The 18,770-nt window shown below is 59.4% G+C and carries 31 protein-coding genes; 21 read left to right on the top strand and 10 right to left on the bottom strand.

Features of this window, described 5'->3' with window-relative positions:
- Position 1: 1 nt before the first annotated feature.
- The 5 genes from NLX68_RS13190 to NLX68_RS13170 all read right to left on the bottom strand — a co-directional run bounded on the left by NLX68_RS13190 (position 2) and on the right by NLX68_RS13170 (position 1,983).
- Positions 2–757 carry a phage antirepressor KilAC domain-containing protein gene (locus NLX68_RS13190; RefSeq protein ID WP_254284353.1) on the bottom strand — a complete coding sequence of 252 codons (756 nt, stop codon included), beginning with the start codon at positions 755–757 and terminating at the stop codon, positions 2–4.
- A gap of 121 nt (positions 758–878) precedes the next feature.
- Entirely contained in the window at positions 879–1,091 is a 213-nt protein-coding gene (locus NLX68_RS13185) for a hypothetical protein (protein ID WP_254284352.1), read from the bottom strand.
- Between the two features lie 19 nt (positions 1,092–1,110).
- Positions 1,111–1,317, bottom strand: coding sequence for a hypothetical protein (locus NLX68_RS13180; protein ID WP_159388571.1), 207 nt, complete (start codon positions 1,315–1,317; stop codon positions 1,111–1,113).
- Between the two features lie 240 nt (positions 1,318–1,557).
- On the bottom strand, positions 1,558–1,746 hold the full coding sequence (locus tag NLX68_RS13175; RefSeq protein WP_254284351.1) for a hypothetical protein: 189 nt from the start codon (positions 1,744–1,746) through the stop codon (positions 1,558–1,560).
- A 30-nt stretch (positions 1,747–1,776) separates the two neighbouring features.
- Positions 1,777–1,983, bottom strand: coding sequence for a Cro/CI family transcriptional regulator (locus tag NLX68_RS13170; protein ID WP_254284350.1), 207 nt, complete (start codon positions 1,981–1,983; stop codon positions 1,777–1,779).
- 106 nt (positions 1,984–2,089) lie between these two features.
- Here NLX68_RS13170 and NLX68_RS13165 point away from each other — a divergent pair, with 106 nt between their 5' ends.
- The 12 genes from NLX68_RS13165 to NLX68_RS13110 all read left to right on the top strand — a co-directional run bounded on the left by NLX68_RS13165 (position 2,090) and on the right by NLX68_RS13110 (position 9,500).
- Positions 2,090–2,887 carry a helix-turn-helix transcriptional regulator gene (locus NLX68_RS13165; RefSeq protein WP_254284349.1) on the top strand — a complete coding sequence of 266 codons (798 nt, stop codon included), beginning with the start codon at positions 2,090–2,092 and terminating at the stop codon, positions 2,885–2,887.
- A gap of 34 nt (positions 2,888–2,921) precedes the next feature.
- Positions 2,922–3,140 carry a hypothetical protein gene (locus NLX68_RS13160; protein ID WP_254284348.1) on the top strand — a complete coding sequence of 73 codons (219 nt, stop codon included), beginning with the start codon at positions 2,922–2,924 and terminating at the stop codon, positions 3,138–3,140.
- Positions 3,127–3,603 (top strand): hypothetical protein, encoded by a 477-nt coding sequence (locus NLX68_RS13155; RefSeq protein ID WP_254284347.1) that lies wholly within the window; start codon positions 3,127–3,129, stop codon positions 3,601–3,603. The genes NLX68_RS13160 and NLX68_RS13155 overlap by 14 nt, the downstream gene beginning before the upstream one ends.
- 485 nt (positions 3,604–4,088) lie before the next feature.
- Entirely contained in the window at positions 4,089–4,406 is a 318-nt protein-coding gene (locus NLX68_RS13150; protein ID WP_254284346.1) for a hypothetical protein, read from the top strand.
- Between the two features lie 577 nt (positions 4,407–4,983).
- Positions 4,984–5,400: a hypothetical protein gene (locus tag NLX68_RS13145; RefSeq protein ID WP_254284345.1), complete on the top strand. Its 417-nt coding sequence runs from the start codon at positions 4,984–4,986 to the stop codon at positions 5,398–5,400.
- Entirely contained in the window at positions 5,397–5,585 is a 189-nt protein-coding gene (locus NLX68_RS13140; protein ID WP_254284344.1) for a hypothetical protein, read from the top strand. Before NLX68_RS13145 ends, NLX68_RS13140 begins: the two co-directional genes overlap by 4 nt.
- Complete coding sequence (locus NLX68_RS13135; protein WP_045194498.1) at positions 5,582–5,785, top strand: hypothetical protein; 204 nt, start codon at positions 5,582–5,584, stop codon at positions 5,783–5,785. The genes NLX68_RS13140 and NLX68_RS13135 overlap by 4 nt, the downstream gene beginning before the upstream one ends.
- A 157-nt stretch (positions 5,786–5,942) precedes the next feature.
- Positions 5,943–7,046, top strand: coding sequence for a hypothetical protein (locus tag NLX68_RS13130; protein ID WP_254284343.1), 1,104 nt, complete (start codon positions 5,943–5,945; stop codon positions 7,044–7,046).
- Between the two features lie 9 nt (positions 7,047–7,055).
- Positions 7,056–7,817, top strand: coding sequence for an ERF family protein (locus tag NLX68_RS13125; protein ID WP_254284342.1), 762 nt, complete (start codon positions 7,056–7,058; stop codon positions 7,815–7,817).
- The gene (locus NLX68_RS13120) at positions 7,801–8,418 is read left to right on the top strand and encodes a lambda exonuclease family protein (protein ID WP_254284341.1); all 618 of its coding nucleotides are present in this window, start codon (positions 7,801–7,803) and stop codon (positions 8,416–8,418) included. Before NLX68_RS13125 ends, NLX68_RS13120 begins: the two co-directional genes overlap by 17 nt.
- A 13-nt stretch (positions 8,419–8,431) precedes the next feature.
- A complete protein-coding gene (locus tag NLX68_RS13115) occupies positions 8,432–8,923 on the top strand; it encodes a single-stranded DNA-binding protein (protein WP_254284340.1) in 492 nt (163 codons plus the stop codon).
- A gap of 250 nt (positions 8,924–9,173) precedes the next feature.
- Entirely contained in the window at positions 9,174–9,500 is a 327-nt protein-coding gene (locus NLX68_RS13110) for a hypothetical protein (protein WP_254284339.1), read from the top strand.
- A 375-nt stretch (positions 9,501–9,875) separates the two neighbouring features.
- Here NLX68_RS13110 and trbK read toward each other — a convergent pair whose 3' ends face one another.
- Positions 9,876–10,100: an entry exclusion lipoprotein TrbK gene (gene trbK / locus NLX68_RS13105; protein ID WP_038995136.1), complete on the bottom strand. Its 225-nt coding sequence runs from the start codon at positions 10,098–10,100 to the stop codon at positions 9,876–9,878.
- A 106-nt stretch (positions 10,101–10,206) separates the two neighbouring features.
- Positions 10,207–10,476, bottom strand: coding sequence for a hypothetical protein (locus NLX68_RS13100; protein WP_038995135.1), 270 nt, complete (start codon positions 10,474–10,476; stop codon positions 10,207–10,209).
- A 126-nt stretch (positions 10,477–10,602) separates the two neighbouring features.
- Between NLX68_RS13100 and NLX68_RS13095 the strand changes: the two genes are divergently transcribed.
- Together NLX68_RS13095 and NLX68_RS13090 are read left to right on the top strand one after the other, a co-directional pair.
- On the top strand, positions 10,603–10,953 hold the full coding sequence (locus NLX68_RS13095; protein WP_254284338.1) for a hypothetical protein: 351 nt from the start codon (positions 10,603–10,605) through the stop codon (positions 10,951–10,953).
- Positions 10,954–10,962: 9 nt separating this feature from the next.
- The gene (locus NLX68_RS13090; RefSeq protein ID WP_254284337.1) at positions 10,963–11,820 is read left to right on the top strand and encodes a phosphoadenosine phosphosulfate reductase family protein; all 858 of its coding nucleotides are present in this window, start codon (positions 10,963–10,965) and stop codon (positions 11,818–11,820) included.
- A 23-nt stretch (positions 11,821–11,843) separates the two neighbouring features.
- On the opposite strand, the gene NLX68_RS13085 is transcribed toward NLX68_RS13090, so the two are convergent.
- Positions 11,844–12,533, bottom strand: a complete 690-nt coding sequence (locus NLX68_RS13085) for a hypothetical protein (protein WP_254284336.1) — start codon at positions 12,531–12,533, stop codon at positions 11,844–11,846.
- Positions 12,534–12,594: 61 nt separating this feature from the next.
- Here NLX68_RS13085 and NLX68_RS13080 point away from each other — a divergent pair, with 61 nt between their 5' ends.
- Complete coding sequence (locus tag NLX68_RS13080) at positions 12,595–13,344, top strand: hypothetical protein (RefSeq protein WP_254284335.1); 750 nt, start codon at positions 12,595–12,597, stop codon at positions 13,342–13,344.
- Positions 13,345–13,386: 42 nt separating this feature from the next.
- Here NLX68_RS13080 and NLX68_RS13075 read toward each other — a convergent pair whose 3' ends face one another.
- Complete coding sequence (locus NLX68_RS13075) at positions 13,387–13,596, bottom strand: hypothetical protein (protein ID WP_159388547.1); 210 nt, start codon at positions 13,594–13,596, stop codon at positions 13,387–13,389.
- An 82-nt stretch (positions 13,597–13,678) separates the two neighbouring features.
- On the opposite strand from NLX68_RS13075, the gene NLX68_RS13070 reads away from it, so the two are divergent.
- Genes NLX68_RS13070 through NLX68_RS13060 form a run of 3 tightly spaced genes read left to right on the top strand, consistent with a single transcriptional unit; the run spans position 13,679 to position 14,615 of the window.
- The gene (locus NLX68_RS13070; RefSeq protein ID WP_254284334.1) at positions 13,679–14,068 is read left to right on the top strand and encodes a hypothetical protein; all 390 of its coding nucleotides are present in this window, start codon (positions 13,679–13,681) and stop codon (positions 14,066–14,068) included.
- The gene (locus NLX68_RS13065; RefSeq protein ID WP_254284333.1) at positions 14,065–14,313 is read left to right on the top strand and encodes a hypothetical protein; all 249 of its coding nucleotides are present in this window, start codon (positions 14,065–14,067) and stop codon (positions 14,311–14,313) included. Before NLX68_RS13070 ends, NLX68_RS13065 begins: the two co-directional genes overlap by 4 nt.
- Complete coding sequence (locus NLX68_RS13060) at positions 14,310–14,615, top strand: DUF551 domain-containing protein (protein WP_254284332.1); 306 nt, start codon at positions 14,310–14,312, stop codon at positions 14,613–14,615. The genes NLX68_RS13065 and NLX68_RS13060 overlap by 4 nt, the downstream gene beginning before the upstream one ends.
- Positions 14,616–14,740: 125 nt before the next feature.
- On the opposite strand, the gene NLX68_RS13055 is transcribed toward NLX68_RS13060, so the two are convergent.
- Entirely contained in the window at positions 14,741–14,932 is a 192-nt protein-coding gene (locus NLX68_RS13055) for a hypothetical protein (protein ID WP_254284331.1), read from the bottom strand.
- Between the two features lie 106 nt (positions 14,933–15,038).
- Here NLX68_RS13055 and NLX68_RS13050 point away from each other — a divergent pair, with 106 nt between their 5' ends.
- From NLX68_RS13050 to NLX68_RS13040, 3 genes are all read left to right on the top strand, one after another.
- Entirely contained in the window at positions 15,039–15,539 is a 501-nt protein-coding gene (locus NLX68_RS13050) for a hypothetical protein (protein WP_254284330.1), read from the top strand.
- A gap of 257 nt (positions 15,540–15,796) precedes the next feature.
- Positions 15,797–16,972, top strand: coding sequence for a site-specific integrase (locus tag NLX68_RS13045; RefSeq protein ID WP_254284329.1), 1,176 nt, complete (start codon positions 15,797–15,799; stop codon positions 16,970–16,972).
- Between the two features lie 71 nt (positions 16,973–17,043).
- Positions 17,044–18,630: an ABC-F family ATPase gene (locus NLX68_RS13040; RefSeq protein ID WP_010226270.1), complete on the top strand. Its 1,587-nt coding sequence runs from the start codon at positions 17,044–17,046 to the stop codon at positions 18,628–18,630.
- Positions 18,631–18,770: the final 140 nt, after the last annotated feature.

Raw genomic sequence — 18,770 nt, 5'->3', positions numbered from 1 at the left:
GTCAGATCTCGCCCAGGTTGTACTGAGCCCACAGGCCGGCCACCCAGGTGACGCCCTTCGGGGTAAATTTGGTTTGGTTGAATGCATGACCGCCATCGGTGGTGCCGGTCTTGATATCGAACCGGCCGGCGTCAATGTGCTGCTGGTACGCCTGCCACTCCCCGCCCATGCGGTACATGATCTTCTTGTCGAGCAGGAACTCACGGAAGCGGGCCTCGTTAGCCCGCAGCAGCTTGGCGGTCTGGCGAAAGCCCTTCAGGCCTGTGGCTTCGACATAGCGGTCGACGAACTCAACCTTTGGCGCAGCAATGGCCAGGGCCTGGTTGGCGGCCTGCTGCAGTTCGTACTGCTCAGCCCAGGCTCGTGCGGCGGCAGCCGGGCTGGAGAAGTCTGGCAATGTTGCAAGCAGACGTGGAGTGGTGGCCTGCTCCAACTCATGCAGGCGATGAATAACCTTCCGGCGCAGCGGAATGCTGTAGCCAGTCAGCAGCGTTTCGGTGAGCTCGCGATCAAGGTGGAATTCAGCGGTATAACCACGACCATCCTTTGCCTCCAGGACATGGCTCAGATCTGAGCCATCCCGCTGCAGTGCGTCGAGCATCTCGCGAATGTCACGAATCACGTTCTTGTGAAGCTTGCCGGTAAGCTCGGCAATTTCGACACTGCTCATCGTGACTGTGCGCGCCACGAAATCGTGGTTCGCATTTTGTGGCGCGGCCAGCTTGAGGGCCTGTACACTTTGGGTCTGCATATGCATAATTCCCCTACAGAGTTTTGTATTGCAGAGAGCTGGGCCGCGAACCCGGCTTTTTTGTCTCTGCGATTTGGCGCCCCTTATGAGGGACTGGTGACCGGGTCCCTAATCAGGGATCAGGCGGTTACCTCGGAGCTGCGAACGGCACCACGTTGTTGCGCTTGGGTTTCACGCGCTGCGACAAGAACTGCGCAGCTTTCTTCAAGATCTGCTCGGCCAGTTGGTCGGTGCTGATCCCTACCTCTTCGGCCCAGGCCTCAAGGTCCTCGAAGTCGTGCGCCCTGAAGCGCGCAACCTCTACGTCCTGCTTCGGTACTGCGTCATTTGCAGGTGGCATTCGCCCTCCCCTGACCTATTCAGGCCCTGGCCTTCTTCTCGTTGATCAGCGGCAGATGCCCGTGCTCTTTCTTGAACGCCAGCGCGGCCAGAATGATTTCCCTGGCCAATACGCTGTGCTGAGCCTTGAGCTCCAGGGCATACCCCTTCAACTCGTTGAAATCCTCGTCATCCAGACGGACCTTGACCTGGTGGTCGTGGCGGTGGGTTTTGTCGTCATAGGCCATCAGGTGTACCCCTGGTTGCTACGTGTCCGGATGAGGGCCTGTTCAGGCCTTTCGGTGAAATGGTGTAACGGTTCCCCGCGGACTGCGGGGTTTAGTTCGGTTGGCCAGTTCACGACGGATCAACTCAGCGGCGAGCGTCTCGGGACTTACGCCCCGTCGCATCGCTTCTCGCTCCAGCTGTTCCATCTGCCCCTGGTCCAATCCGATTTCTTCGCTCGGCATGGGGCCTCCTGCGGGCCTTCAGGCCACGTGCTGATCGCCGTTATTCTCCGAAGCCAGGGCGGCCAGCTGAGCCTCCAGCAGTTCGCGGCAGAGCACTGCCCGCTGGGTGCGATGGAACTTCGCCAGCGCCTGGATCAGTTCAAACGTGTCCTCATCGACCCGGACCTTGATCTCGCGGTCATGCAGGTGCTTAGGGTTGGCGTACATGCGGGGACAGCTCCTTGTTGAGGTAATGGGTTAAGCGGCTGACTTCTTGAGAACCACTTGGCACGGGAACGGGCGGATCTCTTCAGCACTGAAGGTTCCGTCTGAGTTTTCGGTGACAAAAACAACCCGACCTACTCGGATGGCTTTGCTCAAGGCGCCCTGGGTCATCCCCAGAAGCGCAGCGGCCTCTGCTTGTCCACGCTGGCTGGCGAACTGCGTGATATGTACTCGGCTCATGGGGGTCTCCATGGGTTTCTCTTGAGAAGATATTACCTATGGCATTTTTATATTTCAATACCGGCGGCGTTTGTCGTGTATTACCGCTGGGAATACGATTCGCCACATGAAAAAACGCCCGCTCCCCGACGCCCGAAAAGATGAGTGCCTTCGGCTGAAGGCAATCTTCAACGCCAAGAAAAAGGACCTAGGCCTGACTCAGGAGAAGCTGGCTCACCAGCTGGAAATGAATCAGAGCTCCGTGAGCCACTACTTAAATGGGATTAACCCGTTAAACGCTCACGTTGCGGCAGCGTTTTCGCGAATCCTCAAGGTTCCCGTTCGTGAGTTCAGCGAGAGGCTGGCCGACGAGATCGAAGGGATAGCAGCTGCCGCTTCAATTACGGTGATTACAGGGCCTGTTGATTCAGCGCCTCGGGCGAACGCCACAATGCTCGGCCCGATTTCCATATGGGACGACGACACGCCGCTGGATGATGATGAGGTGTATGTGCCGTTCCTCAAGGAAGTAGAGCTGTCGGCCGGATCGGGCCGGACGGTGATCGAGAAGTCCAGCACCCGTAAGCTAAGATTCGGGAAGCTGACCCTGCGCAACCAGGGCGTCCAGTTCGATCAGGCCGTGTGCGTTACCGTACGCGGCAACAGCATGGAGCCGGTCCTTCCAGACGGCAGCACTGTTGGAGTGGATAAGGGCTCAACCGCGGTTAAAGACGGGAAAATGTATGCGGTCGACCACGGCGGCGAGCTGCGCGTGAAGACGCTGTACCGGATCCCTGGCGGCGGCCTGCGCTTCCGCAGTTTCAACCAAGACGAGCACCCCGATGAGGAGTACACCGCGCAGCAGCTGGCCGAGAGCGGGATCAGCGTACTGGGCAAGGTGTTCTGGTATTCGGTTTTGCTGTAAGGCACAGATCTGACCGGTTCAATGGAGCGCACTTATGGACAAAAGCGACGAAATTAAACTTAACCTTCAGGTATCTAGGTTGAGTAGGCTTGCCATCATCAATCTTGAGACGGTAATGCGATTGACCACCGCCATTGAGAGTATGCCTAACGCCCCAGACCCCGTTCTGCTTGAGGCCAGAAACTCTATCAATGAGCAGATCGATTTGCTCCGGGAGATTTTCCAGCTGGAGGCGGATCATGCCGAGCAATGAGCACCCGAATGATGGGCTGCCTGAGGCATGGGCGAGGAACTTAGACCGGCTACTGACTGCCCAAATGATCTCCAGCCGTAATGACAATCTTAGGGATAAAGCCGATACTGCTGTCATGAACGACATAACGCGCGAAGAATTCAACGCCAGGCTCGAGACCATCGAGGTCAAGATGGATGCTCGTGTTGAGGCGATTTCGTCCAAAATTGATGGCTTCCTCGCTGCTCAGGCTGAACGTGATCGCCGCCTAGATGATTCGATTGCAGACGTTCGCCGCGATCTCGGTCGGCTTGGTAGCCTTAAGCTGAATATCTGGGGAGCAATGGTCACGGCCGTTACCGTCGGGATCGCAATCACAGCATTGAGCCTGACCTTTTATCAGACTGGGAAAGCCGATAGTTCGGCTGCCGCTAGCGCTCCGCCGGCGATATCGGCACCTCCCGCCGCAGCCCCCAAGAACTGATCAAGCCCGCTTCGGCGGGCTTTTTCATGCCCGCGCGCCGGCTTGGCGCCTGAAAACCTCCCTCCTGTAACTCGCCACTGAGCGGGATTTCTTCGTCTTCACGAAATAATATTACCAATGGTATTGACACATAAATAATGCCATTGGTAATGTTTGCTCCATCGCAGTCACCCAACAGGGACTGCGGAGGCCCTCAACCGGCCGCCGCTCTTTAACAGCCAGACGTGACCACCGCGACGTACCCAGGCCATTACCTGGGTCGGAAGAAGCTAAACCGCCGCCCAAGCAGCCTCTGGATAGCTGCCGGCCTCCGTAAGGGAGGACGCCAAACCATGCAAGCCAGCCGGGAAGAACACCGAACACGAAATGTGTGACCCGGCCAGGTGGGGAAACCGCGGCGCTGCGCATGGAATGGAATGGAGAACAGATTTCACTGGCTGGCCTTGGCGACAGGGCCAGACGGGAAATCAAACGGAGCACCGCCCATGAACAAAGAAGAGATCTACGACGAGCAGATCAGCCCACTGATGCGGCAAGTGATTCAGATCGCGAGGGATAACGGTATCGCCATGATCGCGAGCTTTGCCATTGGCCATGAAGACGGCGGCCCCAACGGCGAGGATGCCACCAGCCTGACCGTGACCACCCACTTGCCTGATGGCGACGATCAGTTCGACGCACGCTTCAGCAAGTCGGCGAACACCATCCGCAACGGCCTCCCTCTCCCCGGCAGTTTGGGCTCAGTTATGCACATGACTACAACCAAGCCTGACGGCAGCAAGATCCTGACCGCGGTTATCTGATCAACCAGCGCCACGTCAGCCTGACGCTAACTGCCCGATCCCTCGAAAGAGGCTGCATCGGAATGTCGGCGGGTCATGAAAAAAGCATCTCCAGAGCAATCGGATTGTGGCGAATACCCGGACGTCGATTGCAAAAAATGGTGTGGACCGACATTCCAATGCAGCTTCGATAGGTGGCCACTGCCTTTCCAGTGAGCGAGCAACGGAGGATTCGCCCATGAAGCCTTAACGCACCGTCGCCGCGCGACAGCCTACCTGGCCGCTACAGAGTCAGACGCTTTGACCGACGAGAGAATATCGGTCACGGAGCGCGCGCTTTGTCAGCGCCCCGCAGCGGGTATAGCCCACAGGATCTGCTGGTGACATCAGCGCCGGACAAGTAACCGGCACCGCAGGCGAGTCCGAGGGCATCAGCTGGCCAGACTCGACGCATCCCGGGCAGCGCCGGGCGCCTGCATCCCCTTCCCTTCAAATCGACCGCATCGGCAGGTGCCAGGCCAGTCTCAAGGCTGGGTTTGGTCACCCGCGCCTGGCATCTGGCCAATGCGATCGAATCACCGCCAACTTGGAGTCGACCATGTCAGCACTACGCAAAGCCCAGTGGCTCTACGACAACGCCGAGCCTGAAGACGATTCAGCGCATCAAGAAACGATCCAGGCATGGATTGAAGACAAGGCCGAGCAGTTGATTGGTGGCGCTGACGTTCTGGTCCGCCAACGCTTTGGCTCACCGGTGGGCATCCGCCAAGACCAGTTCGTTGCCAAGGTCGCCGAGCACCTCAGGGCATTGCAGGAGGCCGAGCAAGACGACCTCAACGCCCTGGCCCTCCTCCTGCTTCAAGCGGAAACAGGCGGCGCCGTGAAGAGCATGGTCGGGGAAGTCGTCGGCCAGAGCGACCACCGCCGCGGCAAGCTCTACGAAATCGCCGAGGCGATCCTTGAGCAGTATGCGCAGGCCGGGGTCGAGGCGGATGCAGAGGATGCTGCGCTATGAGCCCGCACGTTCTCATCGGTGAAGCAATAGCGCAGCTGGAGCAGCGCTACACGCTCCGCGCAGATAAGCGGCTCGAGTCGCTGATCGTGAATCACTTCACCGCCGGCGCTCTCGATTCCGACGAGTTCAAACACTACTGCGAGCGCGTTCGCCGGGTTGCCGAGCGGCGCAAGGAGGTTGCATGAGCACTGCACCGGTTAAATCGCTCATCGATGAGCAGATCGAAGAACTGCCGAGTGACCGCATGATCCTGGCGTTCACGCATCCCAAGTGGCTCGGCGCCCTCTCATTGGCCCATGACGCTGGAATCCCGAACGTGCACGCCTGGAGCGGCCGCGCTTGCCTGTGCGGTGAGTGGACGGTCGCCTATGAGGTGAAGGCGTGACCTGCTACCAGCGCGCCAAGCGCGTCGCCTTCTGGCGCGGCTCTGCCATCACCCTTCTCGCCTGCACCGCCTTCATGCTCGCCAGCTCGCTGGCCGGCGCCATCACTCAGTAACCCCTTCATCAGCGCCCACCGCAGGGATGGCGCGGGAGATTCGTATGTCCGCACAAAAGCAGCTGATCACCATCGACCACATCAGCGAAGAAACCGCCCCAGTCGTCTATGTCCAGAACGGCCTCAAGCCGTTTCTGCAAATGATCAAGGATGAGGTCTGCGGCGAGGTTCCAGACCTCACCACACGCAAGGGTCGAGAACGCATTGCTAGCCTGGCAGCGACAGTGAGCAAGCGAAAGGCAGCTGTCGAGAAGCCGGGGCGTGACTATCTCCGCAAGATCAAAGAACTGCCAAAGGTTATTGAGGCAGAGCTGCGCGAGTTCGTGAAAGAGTCAGACGCTTTGCGCGACCAGGTGCGCCAGCCGCTGAACGAGTGGCAGGCCGCCGAGGATGCTCGGGTAGACGGGCACAACAACGCCATCGCCCACCTGAAGCTCCACGCCGAAGCGCTGGAAGGAATCACTGCCGAAGACCTGGCCGATCGCATCGCCAAGGTTGAGGCCGTCGCCCTGGGCGAGCAGTGGGAAGAGTTCGAAGCCGAAGCTGCCCGGGCCAAGGACGATTCGCTGAAGGTGTTGCGCGCCGCCCTTGCCTCCCGCCAGAAGTACGAAGCCGAGCAGGCCGAACTGGCCCGCCTGCGTGCCGAAGCTGAAGCCCGCGAGCAGAAAGAGCGCGAAGAACGCATCGCGCGGGAAGCCGCCGAACGCACCCGGGTCGAAGCCGAGCAGAAGGCCCAGGCCGAGCGCGAAGCCACCCAGCGCCGTGAACTTGAAGCCAAGGCCGCCGCCGACCGCCGCGAATTGGAGCTGAAGCTGAAGGCCGAGCAAGCGGAACGTGCCAGGGCCCAGGCCGAAGCCGATCGGGTCGCCACAGAGCAGCGCGCCGAGCAAGAGCGCCAGGCCGCCGCCCGGCGGGCCGAAGAGGCTGCCGAGCAAGCCCGCCTGGACGAGCGCCGCCGCGCCGATGCAGCCGCCGCCGAGATCCTCCGTCAGCAGCAGGCCCGGGAAGCCGACAAGGCCCACAAATCCAAGGTCATGGGCGCCGCAAAAGAGGCCTTGATGTCGATGAACATCACCGAGGAACTGGCCAAGGCCATTGTGCTCAAGATCGCCCGCGGCGAAGTCCCGAACATCACCATCAACTTCTGAGGCCCCACTATGACCAGTCCAATCATCGTGCCGGAGCAGCGCCGCCAGGTTGCCGCTGCAGCACCTGCCGACAGCAGCATCCTGGCTGTCATCAGCCGCGTAGCGTCCGACCCGTCCTGCGATATGGACAAGTTTGAGCGCCTGATGGTGATGCATGAACGCATGCAGGCCCGGGACGCCGAAACACAGTTCAACGCGGCCATGGCCGCAATGCAAAGCGACATCCCCAGTATTGCGGAGCGCGGCGCCATCGTTGTGAACGGGCAGAAGCGCAGCGACTATGCCACCTTCGAAGACATCAACGACGTGATCAAGCCGATCATGCAAACCCACGGCTTCGCCATCACCTTCAAAGTCGAGAACACGCCGGGCGGCATGAGCGTCACCGGGATCCTGATGCATCGGGCCGGGCATCGCGAGAGTACCTCTATGTTGCTGCCCCTCGACACCAGTGGCAGCAAGAACGCAGTCCAGGCGGTCGGTTCGTCGGTCAGCTACGGCAAACGCTATGTCATGAGCGCTCTACTCAACCTCACCACTCGCGGTGAGGACGATGACGGCCATGCGGCCGTGCCAACGGCCAATGTGACCACCATCCAGGCGGCAGGAATCAATGCGCTGCTGGAGCGCTGCACGGAAAAAACGCGCGACTGGTTCATCGGCGAATACGGCTCTGCCGAGGTTGTGCCGAAGGGGGCACATGATCGCCTGGTAGCTCAGTTGAACAAGGCCATCAAGGCCTCGGAGGCTGCAAATGCGGATAGTCACTGACATCGAGCAAGGCACGCCGGAGTGGCTGGCCCTGCGCCTGGGCATCATCACCTGCTCGGAGCTGGATTGCCTGCTGGTCAGCGGTAAGGGCGAAGCAGGCTTTGGTGTGGCCGCCTTCACCTACATGGACCAGCTGATCGGCGAGCGCATCACTGAAGAGGCAGCCGAGATCCCTTTCCAGACAAAGGCAACAATCCGGGGCCACGAGCTTGAGGGTGTCGCGCGCGGGCTCTACGAGGACCGCGAAAGCCTCAAGACTCGCTCAGTCGGGATCATCCTGAACCACGGCATCGGCTACTCGCCTGACGCCCTGGTCGGCGACGATGGCCTCACCGAGATCAAGACCAAGCTGCCAAAGTTTCAGGTTGGCGTGATCTTGGCCGGCGATGTTCCAAAGGAGCACGTCGCCCAGTGCCAGGGCGGCCTGTGGGTATCCGAGCGCGAGTGGCTGGACTTCATCAGCTACTGGCCGGGCATGCCGCTCTTCGTCAAGCGCGTGTACCGCGACGAAGCCATGATCCGCAAGCTCACCGAACGGGTAAAGACCTTCTACGAAATCCTCGACGAGCGCATGCACAAGGTGCTCGGCCTGGCCGCATAACCAAGGAATCACGATGCCTACTCTTACCGATATCGGCCGCCTGGGCCGCGACGCTGAACTGCGCTACACGCCTGACGGGAATGCCGTCTGCAACCTGGCCCTGGCCTGCGAATATGGCCGCAAAGGCCAAGATGGCAAGCGCCCCACTCAGTGGGTCGACGCCACGCTCTGGGGCAAACAGGCCGAAGCCATGGCACCCTACCTGCTCAAGGGCCAGCAGCTGCACTTCACCATCGACGACGCCCACGTCGAGACCTACACAAAGGCCGACCACTCCCAGGGAGTGAAGCTCACCGGCCGCGTGATCATCATCAAGTTCGCCGGCAGCCCGCCGCAGCAGGTGCAGCAAGGGAGCCAGCAGCAACAGGCTCGGCCCCAGCAGCAGCGCCAGCAGAGCCGCCCGCAGGCCCAGCCGCAGAACCAGCAAGGCGCCCCGGGCCCCGACTACGACAGCTTCGACGACGACATCCCCTTCGCTCCACTGCATCACCTGGCTGGTGCGTAGCAATGAAGGCTCGACGGTTCCGCCTCATCTACCCCACGGCCTACTACCAGGGCCGGGCCTGCCGCCAAGACGGAAAGTGCCGCCTCTCCCAGCCCTACGGAAACATGACCGTCGACGGCGGGTGGTGGCTTGCAGGCTGGCACGACACCGATATGGAGCTCACCCATGAAAATCAAACGAATGGCCCTGCAGCGCCACCAGCGCCGGGCACAAGCTCACTTGCCGCCTAGCGGATAGAAGGAGGTGGTGTATGGCGATGGACCAGGCCGAGCGCGACCGGCGCAGGCGCGAGAAGTCCGCGAAGGTGCAGGAAGAAGATCTACGCTTGAAGGTTCGACCAGGGACTAAGCAGGCCCTGCTGGAGCTGATGGCCTGGGGCGGGATTGAGGAACAGGGCGAGGCGATGACGCTGATGATTCATCACCTGCATGGGCTTGGCCCGGGCGGAGCGCTTCCCCTACTTACTCCACCGCGCCACAAATACGAGATCTCGCAATCTGTGGCGCTGGAGTTCAGCCGCAAGAGCATGCTGATGATTCAGCAGAATCCAGGCGATGAGGTGATCACGCCGACCTGAGGTACATCACAGTTCTTTTATCGCTGTGCGGACAATGTGTCAGCCTCTTTAATCGCCGCCTCGAGGGTGTGAAGCCAGGTCGGATCCGACTTTGGACCAACCACGTTATAACCCTGAACGTTCGTTTTGTTGTTCATGAAAGTTTCGACGACTTCGTAGACTTTGTACTCACCAGCCTTGTGCACGACATTTCTTCGATTTGCCATTTTGACCTCCTAGAACCGGCCCAGTGCCGGAACCTCTTCATACCGCGGAAGGTATGACCGAAAAAAGCTTTTTTAGATATTTATGCCCTCCTGCGCTGCCCACCAATACCCTGCCCCGCAAACGAAAACGCTGCCCGAGAAGGCAGCGCTTTCTGACAAAGAACGGGTATTACCAGGTCTTCGGCTCTGATTTCTTGTACGAGCCACCAGTCATGCACTTCTCGACCAAGTCTTCGCGAGCCTTATTGTCTGGGAGCGTTTTCAGGTAGTCAGGCTGACAGTGTTCGGTCGTCGGCTCGTAGGCGGCGGTGTCGACGGCGTCTTCTTTGCAGCCAGCCGAAATGGCTGCAGAGGCTGCTACGAGGGAAATAAAGAGGAGGGATTTCAGAGACATGAGCTCATTCCGTTGAAGTGGCCGGGATTTATAGCAAACCTCGGCCCGCGTCGCAAAGACCACTCAGCGCTGCCCGCCAGCGCCACAGGTCAGTTCAACTCCTCAATTACTTCCGCTCGTACTTGAACTTGCCAAACTCGATTTTGGTACCGGGCTGAGTGAGTCGGTAAATTCCATAGCCCACGGTCGCGGCCGCAGCGACAGACGCTGTGATCTTCGGGTTGGCAACAGCCACTCCAATCACGGCAGAGCCCGCTGCTGCAATTGCTTCTTTGTTCTGAATCGCCAGAGTTATCAGCGTGGCGGTACCGGCGCCTGCCGCTACAACGTCGGCGTCGATCGTTCGGCCTGACTTGTGATCTATGGTATCCGTCATCTGCTTTTCTCCTGGGCATTAGATTGCCAGCACATAAAACACTAGTCGGTGGCTGCTGACTAGCGGCCCCACTCTCTTTTTTGAATACGCCACCCTGGCGAGGGCGGCGCCTGCCTGGAGGCATCCATGAAAATTCAGGTCAAAGCTCTCTACAGGTGCTGCTCCTGTCGAGAGATCCATGATTGCGAGGATGGCGCGCTCGAGTGCTGCCGCCCTGGGATAGAGGAACTTTACGAGTGTCCAGTCTGCAAGACCGTGCATGACGACGAAGATGTCGCCATCAGCTGCTGCGGAGTCGATGCAGTTCAGTGCCCATCCTGCCGCCGGGACTATCCATCGATCACGCTTTCCTTCCAAGCCATCAAGATCGCCGGACACTGCACCACCTGCAACCCGATGTTCACCATCGACCAGCAACAGGCCATTCAGGACCTGCACTACCACGAAACCGGGCGCCGAGAGCACCTGTTCGACTGAGGACGCCAAATGTCACCTTACCGCCTGCGCGGCAAGACCGTCCTGAGCTTTTCAGGCGGCCGCACCAGCGCCTACATGCTGCGCCAGGTGCTCGACCACAACGAGGACTTGAGCGATCTGCTGGTGCTGTTCGCCAACACCGGCAAGGAACATCCCGCCACCTTGGAATTCGTCCGCAAGTGCGCCGAGCGCTGGGCGGTGCCGATCACCTGGCTGGAGTATCGCGACGATGAGCAAGGCTTCGCCGTGGTGGATTTCGACACCTGCAGCCGCAACGGCGAGCCGTTCGAGGCGGTCATCCGCAAGCGCAAGTATCTGCCGAACCCGGTGACCAGGTTCTGCACTGTAGACCTGAAGATTCGGATCATTCACAAGTACCTGCGCACCCTGGGCCTATCCACCGAGGAGGAGCCGGTCGACATGATGACCGGCATCCGCGCCGACGAACCACGCAGGGTCGTGAAGATCCGGAACCGGGGTAGCACCAGCGAGAGCAAGCACGCCACGATGATCATGCCCCTGGCGGATGCCGGCGCGGGCGTGCAGGACGTGACGGACTTCTGGGCAGCCCAGCCATTTGACCTGATGCTGTCCACCGTCAACGGCCGGACACTGGAGGGCAACTGTGACCTGTGCTTCTTAAAGCCGCTGAACCAGGTCTACTCGATCATTGCCAGTGACCGCAGCCGCGGTGACTGGTGGGCGCGCCAAGAGCGGTCGACCGAATCAACCGGCCCGTTCGCCGGGGACGGCGCCCGCTTCCGAAAGGACCGCCCCAGCTATCAGCAGATGATGGATTACGCGGAGATTCAGTTCGACCTGTTCAGCGAGACACATGAAGCTATTGAGTGCTTCTGCGGAGATTAAAAGGTAAAGAACATTTATCCAATCTAAGTCGTAACGCTATCGTCTCGCATAAACGAAATACTTCCCGGCTCAGGGTCGCAGTCCATAACAAACCTGCAAAAACCTTTAACCGTATCACGCTCTGTGTAAAACACAACTATGGCAACATCTTCACCCGGGGAGTCGATATGCCACATGCATTTAGCATCAACACTTTCCCCTCGATCCAGAGTACGAACGACATGGAAATAGTGCTGATTACCACCCTTTATGAGCGCAAAGTTCAAACTATAGATTTGAGCACCATCGTTAAAAAGCCTGCATGTCGCGACCCACCTGCTATCTAGAAACTCAAGATTGATTCCAGTTAGGTGCAGAATCGGACGGAGGCTTTGTCGATATCTTACATTCTGCTCTTGCCTTTCCTTGTGTTCCAACTCTAGTGCCTGCAGAGAAATCGAAGCTAACTTTCGCTGCTGCTCGACCGAGTTCCTGAGCTCTTCCCCTTGAAAATTGAGAGCGGCCGTACCTTGCCTTAATTCGATGCCTTGTTGGAAGAATCCAAGTACAAGCCAAAGAATTGCAAGAGGACCAAAAGCCCCTGCCAAGAAATCCCCAACTTCGTTTAAGTCCATCCCCTTGAGGTCGGCGATCCGATCCCCAGTCAGCCACCACACAAATCCTAAGTACACCAGCGAAAGGACTATCCCCAAGACAGCCAACAACCTTCCCATAGAAACAGCCCTCAGAGGTAAGTCGTTAGTCTATCGGTCAAATCATAAGCGAGGTATCCCCATGCCCACAGAAAACCGATCCAGCAACACCGAACAGATGGTCAGCGTGCCCGAAGGCTACATGCTGGTTGAGCGCAGTATCTGGACCGAGCAGCAGGTTGAAGCTGCCACTGCCTGCATCACCCGCCTCAAGGTCGTTCCCGGCATGAGTGACCGCGACCTGGCAATGGCCGCAATTGACGCCGCTCAGTGCAAAGCACCTGATGTAACTCTCGCTGACCTCCAGGCAGCCGCCAGGGTTGACGAACTCGACTGCAAGGAGTGCGAAGGGGCACAGCGCCTGTGCTGGTCCTGTAATGCAGCCGCCCAGCCCCAGGGCGAGCAATTCACCTACAGCTCAAAGCAAGCAACCAATTGCGCTGGCTGCGGCACTCGCAAGCACACGCCGTTGCGAGTGGATGAGATGGGCGGATATGTGTGCTTGACCTGTATCGACCAGAAACTTGAATCTCTGCTGTCGTCGCAAGAGCACCAGGGCAAGCCGGTGGCATATCTCGTCACTGATGTTCACGGTCAAAAGAAGGCTCTCCGCGCCGGAGCCGAAGGCATTGAAAGGCATCGCCATTCAGGCTCTATCCTGGTACCGCTCTACACCCACGCCGATGCTGGCGAGGTTGAGCGGCTGCGCGCCCAGCTGGCCGGGCTTCGGTCTTCAGTGCATGAGTTCGTGCGGGTTCTTGGACTGTCGGTTGACGGCTCGGCAGCACGAAACAAAGCTCTCATCGAGCTACAGGCCGCTGTCGAAGGCTGAAGCGGACAAGGAGTACATTTGTACTCCAACTGATTATCAGCATCACAGCCGCCTGAGCATCCGGACTGCGCTTTCAATCTCATCGATAGCACCGGGCACGTACTCAGCTGTTACCCAGCGCCAGGAGACGTTGCCGATCAGGCCGCCAGTGGCTTGCCTTCGAAGCTCATCAGCATCGAGCCCCTTCTGCTCAGCTGCAGCCAGGATGGCCACAAGCGCCTGCTCTAAATGCACAACCCGTTCTGCGGACATGGCTGCTCTCCGGTTGAGAGATTCAGCCTAGTTCCTCTCCCCTCCATTGAACAGCCGCAATATGGCGGCCAAGGACGAAGTCATGCCCCAACAAAAGCAACAGGCCGCACCGAAGGCATGCACCTTCCAGCGCGGCACCTGGGAGTGTCGTGGTGACGGTTTTCTGTGGGACGCGGATAGCGATGGCTGGGACCCCAGCGAAACAGACAATCCCTGCCCATGCTGCAACACGCTCGAATACCTGGAGCGCGCAAAGGAAGAGGCCGAGAGCTGTAGCGCTTGGTCGGATGGGTATTCCTCAGGCACGGGCGAAGACATCTGGCTCAATTGCTTGAGCTGGGCGGAGGCGGCAAACCCTGAAGGGCTTCCGGCGATCCTCCAGCAGATCGGCCCGGTAGAAGCCCTGGTCAGTGATCCAGGGTCGCCCGACGGCTACTTTGTCCGCACCAACAACGCTGAGGTGCGCCCATGACCCGCCTCGCCCTCTGCCTCCTACTGCTGGCCACCGGCGCCAGCGCAACCGAGAACGTCATCGAGGTGCAGCACGACAGCCAGCGCGGCGTCACCTGCTACCTGCTGAACGGGGTCGGCATCAGCTGCATCCCCGATAGACAGTTGCAGGCCGGCAACGAGCGCCAGCTCTCCCCGCACGAACAAGACACCCCTACCCCTGCAAAGGCGCCAGTGCGCTGGAATGAAGAGAGGTATTCGCTGTGAGCATATGGATTAAGTGCAGTGACCGGCTGCCGGAAGCAAAAGACGACACAGATACTCAAGTGATATTGGCCGTGAAGCGAGCGAACGGGAAGACCTACGTCTTTGCGGCAAGCTTCCTGCAGAACAAAGAGCTTTACAGCGAAGGTGACGACGCAGACGAAGAAGGTCGCATCTACGTTACGGGTTGGTATGAGCTACGCGACGACCCTGAATACGATACAGCTTGGTATCAAGTGCTGAACCCAGGTGATGTGGTAACGCACTGGCAACCGCTCCCCGGGCCACCGGAGGTGGCGCCATGATCGTCCTAAGCATTCCTGCTGCGATGTACATGGCCTGGATGATCTGGAAGGGGCCAAGGCCATAACAGAGGTCAGCCTTCACCACGGCGACTGCCTGGAGGTGATGAGGTCGATACCAAGCCGGATCAAGAGCCATCCTTTTTGCGAGCAAAGGCTTCGTCCAGCAGCTTCTGAACCTCCTTACACTCCTTCAAACTGTTTTTTCGGACAGTGTCTATATGCTTAGACATAGCACGCTCAAGGGGCCCTGGCTGTCGTTCTTTGTTTGCAGGATTTTCTTCAGGAAAGTCTTCAAAATAATCAGACCAATCACCCATCTTGTGCTCCTCCAAGTGTGAGCTTAATTAAAGCTCACATTCAGCACCGTCGAGACCCTACACCCCACAACAATCAAGCCTGCCGATAGGCGGGCGAGGATGAGCTATGTCCGCAACAACCCGTTTTCACGAAGCCGCCAACGACGCCCTGGTGCAGATCAGCAACAACCTGTGGCCCGAGGCCAAGCTCGCCCTGGTCATCTACACGCCTGGCGAGCCCGGCAAGGACATCGTCCTGAAGGACCAAGGCATTTTCCTTGATGAAGTGCTCAGCACCCTGCGCCGGTCCGGCTTGAGCATTGACGGCGACAACGCCTACAAGCAGGACCTGTGCGACTCGATCATTGGCTCTTTAGCGCTCGGCAAGCAGGGCAACAATCCGCCACCCAAGGGGCACTGGTGCCAGGAGTTCTGGGATATCGGCCGGGCCGAAGGCGCTCGGCAGGAAGAGTTGTTGGAGGCGCTGGCCCAAGCGCGCGAACAGCGGGATGCCCTGCTCAGCGCGGCACAAGAAGCCCTGAGGGTGATTGATCGAATCAAGCCCGCAGGAAATGGAAACGGAACCCAGGTGCGCCTCGCAACAGCCATCGAGAAAGCCACCGCCTAACCCCTCCCCAACTCTGCCGCCATGCGCGGCGTGGAGACAATCATGCAAACCATTAGGAAAAAGCCCGGCGATGAACACGCCGAACAGGAACAGGCCGTTGCCCAGGGAATGGACAAGGTCACAGAAGAGAAGATGGCCGAACTACTGGGGATCACGCTGCGAGCGCTCCAGACCAGGCGCCAGCGGGGAAAGATCCCTGAAGGCATCTGGAACCGAAACGGCCGCAGCATCATTTACAGCAGATGGAGGTATGAGGAATGGCTCGAAAGCCTGTGGGTTTGCCCCCTGGAGTTGAAATCAGAGGGGACGCGCTCCGGATCCGTTTCACTTGGAACGGTGAGCGCCGCGGGGAAACACTTGCCCATCCCCCGACAGCGCAAGGGATCAAGGCGGCCAGCCGTCTACGTGATCAAGTAGTCAACCTCATCAAACACGGCCTGCTGGATGACGAGAAGTACGCCGACCTGTTCCCCGGGTCGGACTTGGCGCTCTCGGCCCAGGCCGCGATACCGAGCTTTGGCGAGTACGCCCAGCTGTGGCTGAACAGCCGCCACATCGTTGGTGGCACCCGCAACAACTACAAGAGCAGTTTCAACCTCTACTGGATGCCGTACCTGGGCCTGCGCCGGATCGACATGATCACGCCGACCATGCTGCGCGGGATCATCGCCAGCATTGAGTGGTCCTCCACCGGCGTGAAGCGCAATGCAATCATCAAGCTCGCCAGCGTGTTCAAGACAGCGGTGCTGGATGGGCTGATCGCCAAGAACCCCACCTCATCGCTCGACAAGCCAAAAGCAGTGAAGAAGGTGGTTGACCCCTACACCAGGGATGAAGCCGAGCGGATTATTGCCCACCTATATAAGACGCTGCACAAGTACTCACAGATCTATGCCCCCTTCTTCGAGTTCGCTTTCTTCACGGGGCTGCGTCCAGGTGAAGCCATGGGCTTGCAGTGGGATGACATTGACCTGGAGGCGAGAACCGCGAACATCCGGCGTATCATCGTCGATGGCCAGCCAGAAGACCGGACCAAGACGAAGCACCACCGGGTGATCCTGCTCAATGAGCGCGCACTTCACGCCCTGCGCCAGGCCCGGCGCCTGGCCGATCTGCGTCGGATCGCTTCGAAGTCCGCGACTCCCACCAGCCCATTTGTGTTCCAACCGGGCAAAGGCGGGATGTGGATCAGAGAGCCAAGTGTTACAATCAAGCACTTCAAGCTCGCGCTCAAGGCGCTGGGCATCCGTGAACGTCGGCAGTACGACACGCGCCACACCTACGCAACCATGTGCCTAATGGCTGGGATGAACCCCGCGTTCATCGCGAACCAGCTCGGCCATAGCGTCGAGATGTTGCTCTCTACTTACGCAAAATGGATCAGCTCCTCCTCGGATTGGAGGGAGCTGGAGAAGCTGCCGGCTAGAGTCTGATTGGCCCAAAATTGGCCCAAATCAGGCGACGGCACCTAAACACACCTCTGGAACCCCCGCAGGATAAGCACTTGATTTCTACCGCTAACATCACCATGCAGTTCGGCGCCAAGCCCTTGTTCGAGAACGTCTCGGTCAAGTTCAACAACGGCAACCGCTACGGCCTGATCGGCGCCAACGGCTGCGGCAAGTCGACCTTCATGAAAATCCTCGGCAACGACCTCGAGCCGTCTGCCGGCCAGGTCATGCTCGAGCCGAACGTACGCCTGGGCAAGCTGCGCCAGGATCAGTTCGCCTACGAAGAATTCACCGTGATCGACACCGTGATCATGGGCCACGAGGAGCTGTGGAAGGTCAAGGCCGAGCGCGATCGCATCTACTCGCTGCCGGAAATGACCGAAGAAGACGGCATGGCCGTGGCCGAGCTGGAAACCGAGTTCGCCGAAATGGACGGCTATACCGCCGAGTCCCGCGCCGGTGAGCTGCTGCTGGGCCTGGGTATCCCGCTGGAACAGCATTTCGGCCCGATGACCGAAGTCGCACCAGGCTGGAAGCTGCGCGTGCTGCTGGCCCAGGCGCTGTTCTCGGACCCGGAAGTGTTGCTGCTCGACGAGCCAACCAACCACCTGGACATCAACACCATCCGCTGGCTGGAAAACATTCTCACGGCGCGTAACAGCACCATGATCATCATTTCCCACGACCGGCACTTCCTCAACAGCGTCTGCACGCACATGGCCGACCTGGACTACGGTGAGCTGCGCCTGTTCCCGGGCAACTACGACGAGTACATGACCGCCGCGACCCAGTCGCGCGAGCAGCTGCTGTCGGACAACGCCAAGAAGAAAGCCCAGATCGCCGAGCTGCAGACCTTCGTCAGCCGCTTCTCGGCCAACGCCTCGAAAGCCAAGCAGGCCACCTCGCGGGCCAAGCAGATCGACAAGATCCAGCTGGCCGAGGTCAAGCCTTCGAGCCGGGTCAGCCCGTTCATCCGCTTCGAGCAGACCAAAAAGCTGCACCGCCAGGCCGTGACCATCGAGAAGATGTCCAAGGGTTTCGATGGCAAGACCCTGTTCGAGAACTTCAGCTTCACCGTTGAAGCGGGCGAGCGTGTGGCAATCATCGGCCCCAACGGCATCGGCAAGACCACCCTGCTGCGTACCCTGGTCGGTGAACTGAGCCCGGATGCCGGTGCGGTGAAATGGACCGAAAGCGCCGAGCTTGGCTACTACGCCCAGGACCACGCCCACGACTTCGAAGAAGACCTCAGCCTGTTCGACTGGATGGGCCAGTGGACCCAGGGCGAGCAAGTGATCCGCGGCACCCTGGGGCGCATGCTGTTCTCCAACGACGAGATCCTCAAGTCGGTCAAGGTGATCTCCGGTGGTGAGCAAGGCCGCATGCTGTTTGGCAAGCTGATCCTGCAAAAGCCCAACGTACTGGTGATGGACGAACCGACCAACCACCTGGACATGGAATCGATCGAGGCGCTGAACCTGGCGCTGGAAAACTACCCGGGTACGCTGATCTTCGTCAGCCACGACCGTGAGTTCGTGTCGTCGCTGGCCACCCGCATCATCGAGCTGAGCCCGAGCGGTGTGGTGGACTTCAGCGGTACCTACGATGACTACCTGCGTAGCCAGGGTGTGGTGATCTGATCCAGACCTGATCGCGGGGCAAGCCCGCTCCTACAATCCTGTAGGAGCGGGCTTGCCCCGCGATGCTTGAAAACCCGTTAGCCTGCTTCCTTTTCTCCTCGCACCCGGCGATCATGGGCCCTCTCCCACCGCCCGCCAGC

Source organism: Pseudomonas sp. SBB6 (assembly GCF_024213215.1).
Taxonomy (GTDB): Bacteria; Pseudomonadota; Gammaproteobacteria; order Pseudomonadales; family Pseudomonadaceae; genus Aquipseudomonas; species Aquipseudomonas donghuensis.
This window is presented reverse-complemented; position numbering and strand designations above follow the sequence as displayed.